We start from the raw sequence: 17,295 nt of genomic DNA on the forward strand, positions 1-17,295 counted from the left end.
AAAGTATGAACCCAAAAATAATCGCTTTCGACGCAGACGACACTTTATGGCACAACGAACCTTATTTCGATGAGGCGCAAGAACGCTTTTGTGTTTTGTTTCAAGATTATGCTTCGAGTCAGGAAATTTTGGGATTGATATTGAATCATCAAGTGAAAAATTTGCCTTTGTATGGTTTCGGAATTAAAGCGTTTACATTGTCAATGATTGAAACTGCTTTGCAATTGACCAATCATAAAATTTCGGGAAAAGGAATTGAGCAAATTTTAGCTATTGGGAAAGATTTACTGCAAAAACCAGTCGAATTATTACCCAATGTTACCGAAGTTTTAGAACAACTAAAAGGAAGTCATAAATTAATTGTCGCAACAAAAGGCGATCTAAAAGACCAACACCGTAAATTGCACGATTCTGGAATTGGCGCTTACTTTCATCATATTGAAGTCATGAGCGACAAAGCAGAATTAGATTATGAAAAAATGTTAGGTCGTTTAGATTGTAAAGCTGAAGATTTTCTAATGATTGGAAATTCATTAAAATCAGACGTTTTACCTGTTTTAAACATTGGCGGACATGCGATTCACATTCCGTATCACACCACTTGGGAATACGAAAAAATTGATTTTGAAATTGAGCACGAAAATTTCAAATCGTTTACCAATATTACTGAGATTTTACCCTTATTGAAATGAAGCAAAAAATAGACCTATCCACTTGGAACCGAAAAGAACACTTTGAATTTTTCTGCACTTTCGAAGAGCCGTTTTTTGGGATTACCACACCAATAGATATGACTATTGCTTATGAAAAGGCAAAAGCCATGCAAATTCCGTTTTTTGTTTACTATTTACACAAAACCATTGCTGCCGTAAACCAAGTAGAAAATTTCAGATACCGAATTGAAGAAAATGAAGTGGTGCTTTATGACGAAATTGACGCTTCTTCGACAATCATGCGCGAAGACAAAACGTTTGGTTTTTCGTTTATGAAATTTCATCCCGATATTCACGAATTTACTAAAAACGTTCAAACTGAAATCGAAAGAATTCAAATTACACCAGGCCTTTTTACCAGAGAATTTCCTGAAAATATTATTCATTTTTCTGCTGTTCCTTGGATTAATTTTACAGGATTAACGCATTCTAGAAGTTATACGTTACCAGATAGTTGTCCAAAAGTTTCTTTTGGAAAGTTAATGACTGAAAACAGTAAAAAAACAATGGCAATGACGGTTTTAGCACATCATGGTTTGGCTGATGGCTACCACATGGGATTATTTGTAGATGCTTTACAAGCGGAATTAAATAAATAAACCACCGACAAAAGTCGATGGTTTATCAATCAAACAGCATTCAAAATTGCTAAAATATCTTCTCCGAATCGTTCCGATTTTTGTTTTCCGAAACCTTTGATTTGTTGTAATTCATCTAAGTTGCTTGGCTTATACATCGCTAAATCGATTAATTCTGAATTGTGACAAATCATGTATTTTTTCAGTTTCAAAGCTTCTGATTTTTCGTTTCTCCATTGAGTCAAATAACCATAAACTTGTTTGTCTTTCGGATTCAAATCTTCGTAAGATTTTCGTTCTAATCGTTCTGGTTTTTCTTGTTCTTCTGATTCATAATGAACGATAACTGACCAATGTGCTTCTTCACTTTCAACAAACTGTGTACTAGATTTTTTAAACGTAACCGAATTTAAAAAAGCATTCAATTGTTGTTGATCGTACTCCAAAAATGCGTTATCCAATCGGATTGAAAATACTTTAACTTGCATAACATACTTATTTACCGATTAATAAAATTTCGTTTGCAACAACTTCGGTAACAAAACGTTTATTTCCGTCTTTGTCGTCGTAACTTCTGTGTGTTAATTTGCCTTCAATGGCGATTTCTTTGCCTTTAGTTACAAATCGTTCGATAATGTCAGCTGTTTTTCCCCAAGCGGTTACACGGTGCCATTGCGTTTGTTCTACTTTGTCACCGTTGTCTTTGTAATACACTTCGTTTGTAGCGATGCTGATGTTTGCTAATTTTTTTCCTCCTTCTAGGTTTTTGATTTCTGGTTCTTGACCAACGTGTCCGATTAATTGTACTGAGTTTTTCATGGCGTATAAATATTTAATGTTTGTGTAAATTGAATTTTGAAATTGAACTTGTTCTTGAACTTGATTATTTGCTTAATAAAACCAATTCATTGGCAACAACTTCCGTTATATAACGTTTGTTTCCGTCTTTATCGTCGTAGCTTCTGTGGGTTAGTTTACCTTCTATGGCAACATGACTTCCTTTGGTTAACAATTTTTCGATAATGTCAACGGTTTTTCCCCAAGCAGAAACGCGGTGCCATTCGGTTTGTTCTACTTTTTCACCTTTGGCGTTGGTGTAATTTTCATTTGTAGCGATAGTGAAGTTTGCTACTCTTCCAGATTCTAAGTTTTTGATTTCTGGTTCTTGACCTACATGTCCGATTAATTGTACTCTGTTTTTCATAAGGCTTATATATTTATTTATTAAGGTTTTATGTAATTCGCATTTCGTTTAGTTTTTGCCTAAGGAAAATGCTCATTTCATGGCGTATAAAATTTAAATAATTAATAAAATTGATTTTTGAAATTGAACTTGCTATTGAATTTTGCTTTCGTTCATTTCGACAGTGCAAAGATGTGGCAAGAAAAAAACGTTATTCGGTTATTAGCTATTTAATATCGGTTGTAAATATTTGTAAGCGTTTGTAAATGGAAATTATTTTTGTATATTCGCTTTAACTATAAGACTTTACAGATGAAAAAATCAATCTTCCAAAAAAGTATTTATTTTTTACTTTTTATTTGTTCGTTTAGCGCATATGGACAAAACACTCTGAATTATAACGATGAAAAAGGATCTCCAAAAGCAACTTTACAAGATGTAAAATGGATTGTAGGCAATTGGACAGGTGAAGCTTTAGGTGGCATTTGTCAAGAAACTTGGAGCGAGCCGATTGGAAATTCGATGATGTTTAATTTTAAATTAGTCGTAGACGGAAAAGTTGTTTTTTATGAATTGGGACACATTATTGAAAAAGACAAAACTCTTTTATTACAACTAAAACACTTCGATGGTGAATTGAAAGGCTGGGAAAAAGTGGAAGTTAGCGAGAATTTCCGATTGGTAAAAGTCACGCCAATGCATGTGTATTTCGATAAATTTACGTTTGAGAAAATTTCGGATAATGAGATTAATCTTTACGTAGTTTTTGAAGATAGTGGTAAAGAAATGAAGTTTAATTTTAAGAAGTAAAGATGAAATACATTATCATATTATTTCTATCTAGTTGTTTTATTTATGCTCAAAATGTGGCGGAACATTTCAAAACAAGACAATTTGAAGTTGCAATTTTTCCAGAATCGAGTAATGAAATAATGCAGCAAAATAGATTTACTCCTTCAAAAGAAGAAATAATAAAAGCTGAAAATGCATTAAAATATAAACTAAAATTCTTGAACGATCCTCTGATGAATCAAACCAGTTCTCCGATTATTCACAAGAATTTAAAAAAATATAAAAGACAGTACTTTGGTTATATAAATAACAAAGGCGAAAAAATTTTATATATAAATTCACTTTGGAGTAAATCTATTAAAGAACACCATTGGCATTGGTTGAATGAAATAATTTGGATTTCAGATGGCGGAAGTTATTATTGGAATATTGAATATAATTTAGAAACCGAAGAATTAGAAAACTTAAAGGTTAATGGATACGCTTAAAAAAATACTGCTATGAGTAAAACCTGTTTAGAATGTGGCGATAAAATCATTGGTCGCGAAGACAAAAAGTTTTGTTCGGATGGCTGCCGCAATGCGTACAACAACAAAATGAACAAAGATCAGAACAATCTGATGCGCAACATTAATAACAAATTGCGTAAAAATTATCGCATTTTGTGTGAACTCAACCCAGAAGAAAAAGGAAAAACCACCAAAACAAAATTACTAAGTAAAGGTTTCGATTTTGAATTTTTCACAAGCATGTTACAAACCAAAACCGGTAACACGTATTTCTTTTTGTACGACCAAGGTTATCGCGCTTTGGAAGATGATTTTTATATGTTGGTGAAGAAAGATAGTTAAGAAGACAGATGAAAGAAGAAAGAGAAAAGATTGCCATACTAGGCTGTGGTTGGCTGGGTTTACCCTTAGCGAAATCATTGCTTACAAAAGGTTACGAAGTAAAAGGTTCTACGACTTCGGAAAGTAAATTGAAAGTATTGAAAAATGCTGGAATTTCGCCTTTCCAAATTCAATTGGAAGCACATCAAATCATTGGAACTATTGAAGATTTTCTAAAAGAAACCGATGTTTTGATTATAGATATTCCGCCAGGATTACGAAAAGCAATTTCGCCAACGCTCGAAATGACATTCGTAAATAAAGTAAAAACATTGATTCCATTTATCGAAAAATCGTGCATTCAGAAAGTTATTTTTGTGAGTTCGACTTCGGTTTATGGAGATAGTTTTCCAATTGTTGAAATTACGGAAGAAACAAAACCAAATCCTGACACTGAAAGCGGGAAACAATTAGTAATTACAGAAACTCTTTTACAATCGAATCCGCATTTTAAAACTACGGTAATTCGTTTTGGTGGTTTGCTTGGCGATGATCGTCATCCTATAAAATTTTTGGCAGGAAGAACCAATGTTGAAAATCCAGATGCGCCGGTGAATATGATTCAAAGAGAAGATTGCATTGGAATTATTGAAGAGATACTGAAACAAGTTCAGCATGACAATTGGGAATGGAATCAAACCTTCAACGCTATCGCACCTCAACATCCAACTCGTAAAGCATATTATCACAAAAAAGCTGAAATTTTGAATTTGCCATTGCCTACCTTTGCGGAAGATTCAGAATCGAAAGGTAAAATTATTTCCAGTAAAAAAGTGGAAACCATTTTAGGTTATTCGTTCCAAAAAGAAATTTAGTAATGGCGTATTTTAGCGTATTTCACAATTACATCCAACAAAAGAAAAATGCGATTGGTTTACCCATTTTAGCATTAATTTGGATTAGCTTTTTCTGGGGAACCACTTGGATTGCTTCCAAAGAAGGTGTCAAACACATGCCTCCGATGCAATTGGTAGCGCTGCGTCAACTTTTTGGCGGATTGTTATATCTGCTTTATTTCTTAATCAAAAAACATCCTTGGCCAAACAAACGACAATGGCGCACTATTTTAGTTTTGAGTGTTTTGAATTTCATGTTGAGTAACGGTTTAAGTACTTGGGGTGTGAAATACATTTCAAGTGGTTTAGGTGCGATTATTGGTTCGATATTCCCGCTTTGGATTGTCATCATCAGTTTGTTTCGCGGACAAAAAACTTCTTGGAAAGCGGTTGTAGGTTTGATTGTCGCTTTTGGTGGTATTTGCGTCATTTTTTACGATTACCTCAACGATTTTTTGGAACCTGAATTCCGATTTGGAATTTTACTTTCGGTAATTGCTACTTTTACTTGGGCGTTGTCTTCAATTTACATCAAAGAAAATAAGACGAATTTCAATCCGTATTTTAGTTTGGGATTGCAAATGTTGATTTCGAGCGTTGTGATTTCGAGCGTAATTGGATTTAATGGGACTTCGGTTCCGTTGAGTGAAATTCCAGCTATTTCTTGGTGGTCGATTGGTTATTTAGTCGTTTTTGGTTCGGTATTGACGTTTATTGCTTTTATTTATGCGTTGGAAAACTTACCAACGGAAATCAGCAGTTTATATGCTTACATAAATCCGATGGTGGCGTTGTTTTTTGGTTATTTGTTGTTTAATGAACCTTTGACTACTGCGATTGTCATTGGTGGAACAATAACGATTATCGGACTTTATTTAGTTAATCGAGCGATTAAGAAGAAATAAAAAATCCCACCTAAAAAGATGGGATTTGATTTTATTTTTTGAATTTGATTACCAAATTTTCACGCGTTTCTCAAAAGGTAAATACATACCGTTGTGTGGTAAAATATTGAACGCTTTGTAGAACGCTTCCACATTTTGTAACGGCACATAAGCACGATACATTCCTGGTGAATGCGGATCCGTTTTTACTTGGTTTTTAATCGCTTCGTCACGCATTTTACTTCTCCAAATGGTTGCCCAAGAAATAAAGAAACGTTGCTCTGGCGTAAATCCGTCGATTAAACCTGGGTTTCCGTTTGCTTTCAAATAGATTTGTAAGCCGTCGTAAGCTGCGTTAACTCCTCCTAAATCTCCGATGTTTTCACCTAAAGTGAATTTTCCATCTACAAAAATTCCTGGTAATGGTTCTAAAGCTGAATATTGATCAGCTAAAGCACTTCCTAATGATGTGAATTGTTTTAAATCTTCATCACTCCACCAGTTTACTAAGTTTCCATCTGCATTGTATCTTGAACCTGAATCATCAAATCCGTGAGAAATTTCGTGACCAATTACAGCTCCAATTCCACCATAATTTACTGCTTCATCCGCTTTGTAATCATAGAAAGGTGGTTGTAAAATCGCAGCTGGGAATACAATTTCATTGTTTGTTGGACTGAAATATGCATTTACCGTTTGTGGCGACATTCCCCATTCTTCTTTATCAACAGGTTTTCCTAATTTAGCGATATTCTGTTTATGGCTCCATTTTGCGTACATTCTTGAATTATCAAAATACGTTCCGCCTTGTTCTGGAGATTTCATTTCCAAAGCTGAATAATCTTTCCATTTATCAGGATATCCGATTTTCACTCGGAATTTATTCAATTTGATTTTCGCATTTTCCTTAGTTGCTTTTGTCATCCAAGGCAAATTGTTGATACGGTTATCAAAAGCCAACATTACATTTGCAATCATTGCTTGCGCTTTTGCTTTTGCTTCTGGCGGGAATTTTTTAGCTACGTATAATTTTCCTAAAGCTTCACCTAATCTACCATTAACTGTTGCTAAAGCTCTTTCTTCAGCTGGACGTTGTTTTACCGCACCAGTTAAGGTTTTTCCGTAGAAATCAAAATTAGCATTTTCGATTTCAGTTGAAAGTAATCCTGAAGAACCTCTTAAAGCTGTCCAACGCATATACGCTTTCCAATCTTCAACTTGGTTGTCTTTTAAGATAGTTTCAACTGTTTGCAAATATTTTGGTTGCGAAACTACTAACGAATCTACTTTTCCAATTCCAACGCTTTGAAAATACGTATCCCATTTTACGGTTGGTACTAATTTTTGCAAATCAGTAAAACTCATTGGATTGTAAGTTTTTCTTCTATCTCTACGCTCAACTCTATCTAAAGTTGCAGTTGACATTTTAGTTTCTAATGCTAAAATTTTCTTTGCATTTGCATTAGCTGTAGCTTCAGATTCTCCTAAATATTGTAGCATTCTGGTTACGTGAGCAATATATTTTTCGCGCTTTTCTTTGTTGTCTGGCGCATCGGAAACGTAGTAATCTCTATCAGGTAAACCAAGACTTCCTGTTCCTACATAAATTACGTTTTTGTTGCTGTTTTTAGCATCGGCACCAATGTAACTTCCGAAGAAACCTAATCCCATTTCTGGTTCCATTTCGGCTAATAAAGCAACTAATTGATCTGAATTCTGAACACTATTAATTTTCGCTAAATAAGGTTTTAACGGATCAATTCCAGCTTTATTTCTGCTTACGGTATCTAAAACCGTTTTGTATAAGCTAATTGCTTTCGCTTGGTCAGAATTTGGATCGATAGTTTTGTCGTTGATAGCTTCTTTCAAGATAGCCATTACATCGTCATCGGTATTTTTACGAAGCTCGTCAAAACTTCCCCAACGTGTTCTGTCTGCTGGAATTTCGGTTTTATCTAACCAAGTTCCGTTTACATAACGATTAAAGTTATCGGCTGGATTTACGGATTTATCCATGTAACCCACATTGATTCCTACTGACTCTTTTTTTGTTGCTACTTCTTGTGATGATTTACACGAAGAAAATGCAATAGATAAAAAAAGAAATCCTAAACTTCCTTTTAAAATGAATTTGTTCATAATTTACTCTTTAATGATTCTTTTTATTGTTGATTGATTATTTGAAGTTATCTTCACAAAATATATTCCTTGAGATGCTGATGTTAAATCAATTGGAGTTTGAATATCAGATACTCCAAAATCATTTTTTGATAAAATTACTTTTCCTGTTACATCATACACTTCAATTTCTTTAATATCATTTGTATCTGTAACTAAATTGAAAACACCTTTTGAAGGATTTGGGTAAATAAAATATTTGCTTTCTTCAAATGATTCAGTGCTCAAATTTTGCTGAATATAATTTACTGCAGAAAGCATATTTGGAAAAGGCCCAATATTTTTAGACAAGTCACCACCTTGTGGAATTCCAGTATTTTTTAAAATCGTTCTCATCTGTTGAGACGTTAAGGTATTATTAGTTTGACTCTTGTAGTGGGATTGTAAAACCGTAACCACACCACCTAATTGAGCTGTGGCAGAGCTTGTTCCTGTAAAAGTCATATAAGACTGATTAAAATCACTTCCAACTAAAGTAAATCCTGAGCCTGGAATAGCTCCAGTAGATCTAACATTTTCAAACCATCCTTGAACATCAACTCTGGAGCCATAAGTACTTGTATAAGTTACACCACTTACCACATAAGGAGGATAAATGGCATGTGTGGTATTTGCTGTACCACCTCCGACAATTATCGCACCACTATCTCCATAATTCATATATGCCTGATAATCTGAACTATCTAAGTCTTGATAACCATTTCCTGCCGCAGCAACTACAATCCTTCCTGAATCTGTTAAAGCTTTAGTCAAATTCCAAACTAAAATATCATATTCTGCGGGTACAAAGCGTGGGTTTGAAACCGTTCCGTTTAAACCATAAGCTTGCATTTCATAAACTATTACATCTCCAATTGTGGAATTATTTAATGCTTGAGTTATAGCATTTGTTCTGCTGTAACCACTTAGTTGCCACTCGGGATACAACCAAACTTGTGATGCACCATGAGCAATTCCTGTAACACCATAAATTCCATTATGTCCAAACAGGACTCCCATTGTAGCAGTTCCATGCTCAGTAAAAGAGGTAGATGCAGAAGAATTTACAGTCATTCCTGTTGCAATGTTACAATTTGTATCATTAAATTCTTCATGATTTTTATTAAACCCAAATTCAATATTATGAATTGTAATGTTTTGTCCTGTGTAACCTAAATTCCAAACTGCCTCTGCATTTAATCCTGGATTAGATTGTAAATATGTTTGTTGCGAAATAAAACTTGGCGTAGCGGGCAATATATCTCCTGGTGGTGAAATTATTTTATTATCTGTAAGCATGAACGTTATTTTTTTTAACTTTAGATAATCTAATAATTCTTGATTATAATATGATACTAAAAAATAATTCTTTAATTTTTGGATACTCAAATCTGATCCTGAAATTTTAATTGCGTCTTTTTCAAGTGTACTATATTTTTCTTCAGAAATATTGTAAAATGCTTTGATTGGATATCCTTTAGTGTTGATAAAATTAAATACTTCATGATTGTTGCTTTCTAAATTAATTACTAAACTATTCTGTCCATTAGCAAAATGAATTGATAGAAATAAAATAAAATTTAAAATGTAATTTCTACACATGTATTTAAATTTAGTTAGTAAAACGTTTACAACAAAAAAGTAAGCCAAAGCCTACTTTTTTGTTGTAAACTATATATTATTCTTTAATAATTCGTTTAACTGTTGATTGGTTATCTGCAGAAATTTTCACAAAATAAATTCCTTGCGCAACTGAAGATAAATTTACTTGTATTTCTGAATTTGAAACTTCAAAATCTTTTCTAGACCATACCACTTTACCTGTTACATCAAATACTTCAATCCCAGTAATCTCATTTGTACCTGTTACTAAATTGAAAATTCCATTTGATGGATTTGGATACAAAACAATGTTTTGCAGTTCAAAACTTTGTCCAGAAAGCGTTCCGTTAATTAAGAAATCATCAATATTAGCTCCTAAATCATTCACAGATTCATCGGAATGGAAAACAATTCTAAAAACAACATTAGTTTGCGTATTCAAAGCATTTAAAGGATAGGTATAAGTTGTTAAAGTAGTATTTACCCCTGTCCATTGTGCTCCAGGACAATTATTACAATCGGTTCCTGTAGTCGTAGGCGTTCTATCGCTGTTATACCATGTTGGACCCATTTCGCCCAAAACAGTCCATGTAGCACCAAAATTTGTTGAATATTCAACATAAACAATATCCCAGTTTGGTTCTACATCATATTTCATAGCAAAACTAATCTGTGGATTAATCACATTAGATAAATTATAACATTGAGAAACTAAATATGTTTTGATGTTATCTGGATAATTTCCTGTTAAGTTAGTCGTATAAACTGTATTTCCTGAAGATGTTAAACCACCTGTTCTTGTTCCTCTTTGCCATTGTGCACCACTTGTTCCTTCATTGTAAGCAATAAGCTCATTTGAAGCATTTGTGAATGGATTTACAACTCCAACTGTTCCTGCATCATTTATATAAAAAGATGAAGTACCATTATTATTATCTGAATAAGCATCATTTAAAATTACAGTAGTAACATTTAAATTATGAGCTCCTCTTGATAAAACGACCGAAGGTAAATCAATATCTGCAATTGCAGAAGAAGTTAAAGAACCATTCCATACAAAACTTGAAGGTGCTCCATCAATAGTATAATTAACTGTAATTGTGGTAATGGTATTTAAACCATTATTTTTGACTTCAACTCTTGGAGTAACAGTACTTCCGCAATTAATTTCAGCTGTTGGATTTTTTATTCTTAATAATTTAATATCGTTGCTTGCCAACTGAACAGGAATAGTGGTTTGCCACACTCCTCTTCCGTATGTTGCTGCAATCAATTTTGCATCCTCAACATTAATTTCCAAATCCTCAACAGAAACGTTAGGCAAATTCGTATCGAATGGTTGCCATGTTGACATACTATCATCTAAATAGTAAACTCCAAGACTGGTTCCTACATATAGTGGATTATCGGTATGTCTAGGTTGATGAACAATAATGTTTTTACCAATATTAGGAATGCCTGTAGTAATATTAATAAAGCTTACTCCGCCATCTAAGGATTTCAAAACCCTTCCAGCTGAACCACTAGTTGTTAAATATACTATCTCGTTATTTGAATTATTTACTTCAACAGAAGTAATGGAAGCATGAGCCGTGTAAACTAAAGTGAAACTTATACCTCTATCAATACTTTTATATAACCCCGTTCCATTTGCAACATACATAATATTATTATCTGTAGGATCTACTTCAATATAATCAATATTGCCAGAACCTGTTGGATCAAAGTTTTGTTGTTCCCAAGCATTACCATTTAACTTGTATAAATAATCAAATCCTGAAAATATTTCACCAATGGAATTTGCTACTAATGGAGTTACCCAGTTCCCATCAATTCCACCAGGTGAATTAACGGATGAACTAATCCCATTTCCTGCCGAATTACTGATGTACAATCCACCTCCATTTTGAATAAATCCATAATATAAATTAGGATTTGTTGGATCTACTGCGGTATCCATACCATCTGCACCATAATAATTTTTCCACTGACCTCCACTGTAGGCATAACCACCATTATCTTGTAAACCACCAACCATATTACCGCTAGATTGTTTTGAAACCGCAATTTTGTAATATTGGCTAATTTGCACCCCGGCGGTTAAATCTGTAAAATTAATTCCATTGTTTTCTGAAACATAAATTCCACCATCTGTCCCTGCAAATAATTTTGTTCCATGAAATCCTAAATAATGAATGTCGGCATGGGTATAAGTTGGTCCAGACGGATTACTCCAGTTATTAATTTTTGTTGCAGAAGTTCCTCCACTAGTAGATTTCCAAACATTTAAACACCCTGTGTAAATTTCTTCCGCATTTGTTGATGAAACCGCTAATGCCAAATCATACCAAGCTTGAGATGATTCGAAAACATCCGTTGTCGTATTTCTTGCTGTAAATGTGGTTCCACCATCAATTGAACGATAAATTCCCTGAAAACCACTTCCTGTTGTTGCGCTTAAAATATAAATATAATTTGCATTTGCAGGTGTAACATCTAATAATAATCTCCCTGAACTAGTTGGTAATCCTGAAGTAATCATCGAAAACGTTGTTCCAGAATCCGTTGAACGATAAAATCTGTTAGTTGTAACTGCATACACCGTATTAGGGTCTCCAGGTTTTAAACGAATATTTCCTTGAGAAAAATTTCCAGTTTGTACTTGCGTCCATGAGGTTCCAGCATTTATTGATTTAAAAATTCCTGCATTTGTAGCACACCACAAAACTTGATTATTTGTTGGATGAATTACAATATCACCTGCTCTTGAAGGATTAGATGCTCCCATTGTTCCTGTAGGATTCCAAGTTAAACCACCATTTGTTGATTTATAAACTCCAACAGAATAAGAATCTCCAGCGTCTTTATCGCCTGTAGCAATATAAATTACATTTGAATTTGAATAATCAACAGCAATACCAGAAACTCCAATTTGTGGTAATTCATCTGTTAAAGGTGTCCAAGTTGAACCGTTATTAGTTGATTTCCAAATTCCTCCTGCAGGAGCACCTAAATAAATCGTATTAGCATTAGATGGATCAACATGTACAATGTTAACTCTCCCCTGACCCGAAGACCACGAACCTGTATTAGTATGCGTAAATGGCCCCACTGCCTGCCAATTACTTGGTGGAAGCGACGTGATAGCATTTCTATTCGTTTTCGATTGATTCTTTTCACGCCAAGCGTTCCAAAACTCATCCGATGACATTATATAACCTTGATTGTTAGTGTAATTTTTCCAGTGGTATTCCCAACGCATGAAAGGTTTGTAACCAGATCCCCTTGCGTTTTTATCTCTTGTAGACCAGTAGGTGTTAAAAGCATTTACCATTTCATTAATGGTTGCTTCTCCGTTTTTAGCTGTGCTCATATTAGTCATCCAAGGGGCGTTGGAATTAAATTGTGAAAATCCTAAAAAGGAACACAATAAACTAACAATTAAGTAATTTTTAATCATTTATTTAGTAGTTTTATGGGTATAATATCACAAATATAATGAAGAAAATCAACAAATTAGAATTTTAACAAATGTCCATCTGTGATTTTAACAAATCTTTTTTGATTTATGATTATTTTTGTAAAAAATTTATATGCTTAATTTTCTGGCCCCTTATAAAAAGTTTTTAATCATTTTTTCAATACTTTCCATCATAATTTACTTTGGAATTTACACTTTACTTTCTCCAGAAAAAATGCTCCCAATCTACTCCCCTAGAGATATTAATCCAGAATTAGTAGATTCTACGGTTCAACACATTGGTAACGATCATAAAATTGCTGATTTTGCTTTTACCAATCAAAATGGAAAAGTAATCACCCAAAAAGACTATGAAAATACGATTTATGTAGCCGATTTCTTTTTTACTACTTGTCCAACTATCTGTCCAAAAATGACAGATAATATGGTTTGGTTGCAAGATCAATTGAAAAACAATCCTAAAGTAAAACTGTTGTCTTTTTCTGTTACTCCTGATATTGACACTCCAGAAGTATTAAAAAAATATGCTCTTGAAAAAGGAGTGGATGACTCGCGTTGGAATTTAGTAACAGGTGATAAAAAAGATATTTATTATTTAGCCAGAAAATCATACTTGGCAGTAAAAACTGGTAAACCGGAAGAAATGTATGACATGGTACATACCGAAAATTTCATTTTGGTAGATAAAAACAAACGAATTAGAGGTTTTTATGACGGTACCAATCTTGACAAACCTTCAGATGACCCAAAAACAAAGAACATGAAACAACTTTTAGAAGATATTTTGTGGCTTTGTGAAAACCAATAAATTAATTTTTATAAATATTTTGCTAAAGTTGACAATTATCAGTTGTAGTCCGATTATAATTTTTACTTTTGTATTTTAATTCAATCTAAATAAGGAAATGGAAATTTGTTCTTCTGAACTTAAAATTGGTGAAGTAGCTACCATTACTTCGGTCAATCTAGATGAAATCCCGCTAAAGCTTTTAGAAATGGGATGTTTACCTGGAAATTCCATTACTTTAATACAAATTGCGCCTTTAGGTGATCCCTTATATTTCAACGTAAATGATTCTCATGTTGCCATTCGTATTGAAACGGCAAGAGAAATTACCGTTACTAAAATTTAATTCTCATGAGTTCAAATCCTATAAAAGTGGCTTTAATTGGAAACCCAAATGTGGGAAAAACTTCCGTTTTTAACCAACTTACAGGATTGAATCAACAAGTGGGAAATTACCCAGGAATTACCGTTGAAAAAAAACAAGGTGTTTGCAAATTAAACGAAAACACGAAAGCTAGAATCATTGATTTACCCGGAACTTACAGCTTAAATGCGAGTTCAATTGATGAAAACGTAGTAATCGAATTGTTACTAAATAAAAACGATGAAGATTTTCCAGATGTTGCTGTTGTAGTGACCGAAGTAGAAAATCTAAAACGAAATTTACTCCTTTTTACTCAAATCAAAGATTTAGAAATTCCAACCATTTTAGTCATTAACATGGCAGATCGAATGGCTTTAAAAGGAATTGAACTGGATATTCCAGCTTTAGAAAAAGAGTTAAAAACGAAAATTGCTTTAATAAGTTCAAGAAAAAAAACAGGAATTAATCAGTTGAAAGAATTGATTCTGAACTATACGGAACTTTCAACCGAACCTTGTTTACACGCATCGTCGATTGACCCAGATTATTTTAATAATTTAAGAAGAGCCTTTCCAAATCAATTGTTGTACAAACTTTGGTTGGTAATTACGCAAGATGTTAATTTCTTAAATTTAGAGCGAAATGAAATTAAAAGTTCGTTTACTAAATCGCACGCCGATTTAAAACGCTTACAACAAAAAGAAACCATAAAACGTTACCAATTTATTAATGACACATTGAAAATTGGTCAAAAAATAGATGTTTCAAAAGCAACTGATATTCGAGCAAAAATCGACAGAATTCTAACACATAAAATTTATGGTTATGTGATTTTCTTCGGAATTTTAATGCTTATTTTTCAGTTTCTGTTTGATTGGAGTAGCATTCCAATGGATTTTATAGATGAAACGTTTGCTAATTTTAGCTCGCTTGCCAAACAACACCTTCCAGCGGGAGAATTCACCAATTTAATCAGTGAAGGATTAATTCCAGGAATTGGTGGTATCGTAATTTTCATTCCGCAAATTGCCTTTTTATTCTTATTCATTTCTGTTTTAGAAGAAAGCGGTTACATGAGTCGCGTAGTATTTTTAATGGATAAAATCATGCGAAAATTTGGTTTGTCTGGAAAAAGTATTGTGCCTTTAATCTCAGGAACGGCTTGTGCTATTCCGGCAATTATGAGTGCGAGAAATATCGAAAATTGGAAAGAAAGATTAATCACCATTTTAGTCACGCCATTTACCACTTGTTCGGCAAGATTACCTGTTTATGCCATTTTAATTTCCTTAATTATTCCCGAAAAAAGAATTTTTGGCTTTTTAAGTTTACAAGGATTAACGCTGATGGCATTGTATTTATTAGGTTTTGGAATGGCGGTTTTTTCGGCTTTCTTACTTAATAAATATTTAAAATTAAGTTGCAAATCGTATTTCGTAGTGGAAATGCCGAGTTATAAAATTCCGATGTTTAAAAATGTTGGTATTAATGTTTTAGAAAAAACCAAAGCTTTTGTTACAGGTGCTGGAAAAATCATTTTAGCCTTATCGGTAATTTTATGGTATTTAGGTTCTCACGGATTAAGTGATGATTTCAATAATGCTGAAGCTATCATTACCCAACAAAATCAAAACAAAACCATCACTACTGAAGCATTTGAAGATCAAGTAAATTCCTTCAAGTTAGAAAATTCATACATCGGATACATGGGAAAAGCGATTGAACCTGCTATTCGTCCTTTAGGTTATGATTGGAAAATTGGAATTGCAGTGGTAAGTTCGTTTGCAGCTCGTGAAGTTTTCGTTGGCACATTAGCCACCATTTACAGTGTAGGTAGTCATAGCGAAGAAGAAACTACTATTAAAAATAAAATGGCTGCCGAAGTGCATCCTGTAACTGGTGAAAAAATATTCAATTTTGCTACAGGAATTTCATTACTCCTTTTTTATGCTTTCGCGATGCAATGCATTTCTACTTTAGCCATTGTAAAAAAAGAAACTAATTCATGGAAATGGCCAATAATTCAGTTGGTTTTCATGAGTGGTTTTGCCTACATAACCGCTTTAATTGCGTATCAAGTTTTGAAATAAAGGCATACTTTTTGATTGCTTTTAAGAAACAAAAATTGATGAAAAACACATTACTTGTAATTTTACTCAGTCTTACCCTACACAATTCTTTTTCTCAAAAGATTGACAAGTCAAAAAATGAATTAAAATCTGGAAACACTTCGAATTCTTCATCGAGCTCAAGTTCATCAAGTTCAAGTAGAAATTCTTCTTCAAATGATTTTGGATTAGCTGGCTTATTCGTTGAAGGCTTATTATATGTGAGTTTTTATTCCACTATTGGCGATTACAGAAGTGAAAATCATTTATACAACCCATTATCTAAATATCCTTATTTTGATGGTGAATCAGGAAATTTTCAAAAAGATAATGACAGTATTCAATATGGAAACTTGACGCGATTTGATGTTGAGAATCATTTTCTGTATAGCAACAATAATTTATTCGGAAATCATCTAAAAGCAAAATTCAGACCTTTTCAATATTTCTATATACAAGGCGATTATCGAGAATTAATTGAGAAAAATGCTATTACTAACAAATATTCAAATCTTTCACTATTTCAATTTAATGTGGCTTACGATAGAATTCGATTTAAAAAGTTCAATTTAGGTTGGACTCTAGGCGCAACTTACGTTGGTAATGATGTTCAAAAAGCTGGTTTTTCTTATGGGTTACATACAGATGTTTTTGCGATAAAAAACATAAGTTTTAATAGTGCAATGATTTGGAGTAGAATAAATGGCTTACCTGTAAACTCATTCGAAATTAGAGGAAAATACCATAAACAGAATTATTTTTTCGCTTTAGGCTACGAACATTTAAAAATTGCTACTCCAAATTATAATTATATGACATTTGGAGCAGGAATATACTTTTAAAAAAAGCTGTTTTTGTTAAATAGTTTTGTTTGTTTTTCTGATTTAAATAGAAAAAATAAAAATTTATTATTAAAAAAA

At 33.1% G+C, this 17,295-nt stretch carries 17 protein-coding genes; 11 read left to right on the forward strand and 6 right to left on the reverse strand.

The window, feature by feature from the left end:
• Positions 1–5: 5 nt before the first annotated feature.
• The gene (locus C8D80_RS07200; RefSeq protein WP_133608846.1) at positions 6–692 is read left to right on the forward strand and encodes an HAD family hydrolase; all 687 of its coding nucleotides are present in this window, start codon (positions 6–8) and stop codon (positions 690–692) included.
• Positions 689–1,312, forward strand: a complete 624-nt coding sequence (locus C8D80_RS07205; protein ID WP_133608848.1) for a chloramphenicol acetyltransferase — start codon at positions 689–691, stop codon at positions 1,310–1,312. The genes C8D80_RS07200 and C8D80_RS07205 overlap by 4 nt, the downstream gene beginning before the upstream one ends.
• A 29-nt stretch (positions 1,313–1,341) precedes the next feature.
• On the opposite strand, the gene C8D80_RS07210 is transcribed toward C8D80_RS07205, so the two are convergent.
• The 3 genes from C8D80_RS07210 to C8D80_RS07220 form a co-directional block, all read right to left on the reverse strand.
• Positions 1,342–1,779: an HRDC domain-containing protein gene (locus C8D80_RS07210; RefSeq protein WP_133608850.1), complete on the reverse strand. Its 438-nt coding sequence runs from the start codon at positions 1,777–1,779 to the stop codon at positions 1,342–1,344.
• 7 nt (positions 1,780–1,786) lie between these two features.
• Positions 1,787–2,110 carry a single-stranded DNA-binding protein gene (locus C8D80_RS07215; RefSeq protein WP_133608852.1) on the reverse strand — a complete coding sequence of 108 codons (324 nt, stop codon included), beginning with the start codon at positions 2,108–2,110 and terminating at the stop codon, positions 1,787–1,789.
• A 64-nt stretch (positions 2,111–2,174) separates the two neighbouring features.
• On the reverse strand, positions 2,175–2,495 hold the full coding sequence (locus tag C8D80_RS07220; protein WP_026725498.1) for a single-stranded DNA-binding protein: 321 nt from the start codon (positions 2,493–2,495) through the stop codon (positions 2,175–2,177).
• A 291-nt stretch (positions 2,496–2,786) separates the two neighbouring features.
• On the opposite strand from C8D80_RS07220, the gene C8D80_RS07225 reads away from it, so the two are divergent.
• The 5 genes from C8D80_RS07225 to C8D80_RS07245 are packed head-to-tail and all read left to right on the forward strand — an operon-like array spanning position 2,787 to position 5,897.
• Positions 2,787–3,284, forward strand: coding sequence for a DUF6265 family protein (locus tag C8D80_RS07225; protein WP_242004826.1), 498 nt, complete (start codon positions 2,787–2,789; stop codon positions 3,282–3,284).
• Between the two features lie 2 nt (positions 3,285–3,286).
• Positions 3,287–3,754, forward strand: coding sequence for a hypothetical protein (locus C8D80_RS07230; protein ID WP_133608854.1), 468 nt, complete (start codon positions 3,287–3,289; stop codon positions 3,752–3,754).
• 12 nt (positions 3,755–3,766) lie between these two features.
• Entirely contained in the window at positions 3,767–4,117 is a 351-nt protein-coding gene (locus C8D80_RS07235; protein WP_133608856.1) for a hypothetical protein, read from the forward strand.
• 8 nt (positions 4,118–4,125) lie between these two features.
• Positions 4,126–4,971: an SDR family oxidoreductase gene (locus C8D80_RS07240; protein WP_133608858.1), complete on the forward strand. Its 846-nt coding sequence runs from the start codon at positions 4,126–4,128 to the stop codon at positions 4,969–4,971.
• Between the two features lie 2 nt (positions 4,972–4,973).
• A complete protein-coding gene (locus C8D80_RS07245) occupies positions 4,974–5,897 on the forward strand; it encodes a DMT family transporter (RefSeq protein ID WP_133608860.1) in 924 nt (307 codons plus the stop codon).
• Between the two features lie 48 nt (positions 5,898–5,945).
• Here the strand turns inward: C8D80_RS07245 and C8D80_RS07250 are convergent, their stop codons facing one another.
• The 3 genes from C8D80_RS07250 to C8D80_RS07260 all read right to left on the reverse strand — a co-directional run bounded on the left by C8D80_RS07250 (position 5,946) and on the right by C8D80_RS07260 (position 13,095).
• Positions 5,946–8,015: a M13 family metallopeptidase gene (locus tag C8D80_RS07250; protein ID WP_133608862.1), complete on the reverse strand. Its 2,070-nt coding sequence runs from the start codon at positions 8,013–8,015 to the stop codon at positions 5,946–5,948.
• Between the two features lie 3 nt (positions 8,016–8,018).
• Positions 8,019–9,635: a S8/S53 family peptidase gene (locus tag C8D80_RS07255; protein ID WP_133608864.1), complete on the reverse strand. Its 1,617-nt coding sequence runs from the start codon at positions 9,633–9,635 to the stop codon at positions 8,019–8,021.
• 76 nt (positions 9,636–9,711) lie between these two features.
• Positions 9,712–13,095: a T9SS type A sorting domain-containing protein gene (locus C8D80_RS07260; protein WP_133608867.1), complete on the reverse strand. Its 3,384-nt coding sequence runs from the start codon at positions 13,093–13,095 to the stop codon at positions 9,712–9,714.
• Between the two features lie 133 nt (positions 13,096–13,228).
• Here C8D80_RS07260 and C8D80_RS07265 point away from each other — a divergent pair, with 133 nt between their 5' ends.
• The 4 genes from C8D80_RS07265 to C8D80_RS07280 all read left to right on the forward strand — a co-directional run bounded on the left by C8D80_RS07265 (position 13,229) and on the right by C8D80_RS07280 (position 17,217).
• Positions 13,229–13,924 (forward strand): SCO family protein, encoded by a 696-nt coding sequence (locus C8D80_RS07265; protein WP_133608869.1) that lies wholly within the window; start codon positions 13,229–13,231, stop codon positions 13,922–13,924.
• A gap of 97 nt (positions 13,925–14,021) precedes the next feature.
• A complete protein-coding gene (locus C8D80_RS07270; protein WP_133608872.1) occupies positions 14,022–14,249 on the forward strand; it encodes a FeoA family protein in 228 nt (75 codons plus the stop codon).
• 5 nt (positions 14,250–14,254) lie between these two features.
• The gene (feoB, locus tag C8D80_RS07275; protein WP_133608873.1) at positions 14,255–16,357 is read left to right on the forward strand and encodes a ferrous iron transport protein B; all 2,103 of its coding nucleotides are present in this window, start codon (positions 14,255–14,257) and stop codon (positions 16,355–16,357) included.
• 38 nt (positions 16,358–16,395) lie between these two features.
• The gene (locus tag C8D80_RS07280; protein ID WP_133608875.1) at positions 16,396–17,217 is read left to right on the forward strand and encodes a hypothetical protein; all 822 of its coding nucleotides are present in this window, start codon (positions 16,396–16,398) and stop codon (positions 17,215–17,217) included.
• Positions 17,218–17,295: the final 78 nt, after the last annotated feature.

The organism is Flavobacterium cheniae (assembly GCF_004363695.1).
In the GTDB taxonomy this organism is placed as follows: domain Bacteria; phylum Bacteroidota; class Bacteroidia; order Flavobacteriales; family Flavobacteriaceae; genus Flavobacterium; species Flavobacterium cheniae.